Origin of the sequence: Mesorhizobium sp. M1A.F.Ca.IN.020.06.1.1, from assembly GCF_004023265.1 — a bacterium.
In the GTDB taxonomy this organism is placed as follows: Bacteria; Pseudomonadota; Alphaproteobacteria; order Rhizobiales; family Rhizobiaceae; genus Mesorhizobium.
Genome location: NZ_RZSR01001694.1, coordinates 1 through 572, shown reverse-complemented (window position 1 = coordinate 572; position 572 = coordinate 1). Strand labels below are relative to the sequence as shown.

1 protein-coding gene is annotated in these 572 nt (G+C 62.6%); it reads right to left on the bottom strand.

The window, feature by feature from the left end:
- Positions 1-492 (bottom strand): NAD kinase (locus EOA60_RS36400; RefSeq protein ID WP_128312800.1); only part of this gene is annotated, 492 nt, incomplete at its 3' end.
- Positions 493-572 lie beyond the last annotated feature (80 nt).

The window sequence follows — 572 nt, the reverse complement described above, 5'->3', positions numbered from 1 at the left end:
GTGCGCCGACAGATTGTAGGCTGTCGAACCAGCGGGTGTCGCGATCATGACGCCGTCGCAGTTCAATTCCTCCAGCCGCACCTGCTCGTCGACGGTGATGCGTATTTTCGCGGTCTGATAGGATTGGCGCCAAAGCGCCACTTCGTTGATCGCCAGCGCCGAGATCGTTTCGCCCTCGTGAGTCACCGCCTGCATTTCCAGTGGGCGGATCGTCTCGGATACCGCTTTCGAAATGCGTTCATCGAGACCGCCGGCCCGATATTCGTTCATCAGGAAGCCGATGGTGCCACGGTTCATCCCGTAGACCTTCTTGCCCGTGCTCATCGTGTCGCGCAGCGTCTGCAGCAGGAAGCCGTCACCGCCGAGCGCGATGATGATCTCCGCCTCGGCGACTGGTATTTGCCCATAGCGCGCCGACAAGGTTTCCAGCGCCGCGCGGGCGTCGTCGGTGTCGGAAGAGACGAAGGCGAAACGGCTGGTTTCTTTGCTCATGGATCCCGAACGGCGACCGCTACCGCCTGCCGGTCGCGCAGGCGACGGCGTAGCATGCGCCGACCGCATCTGCAAAGGGC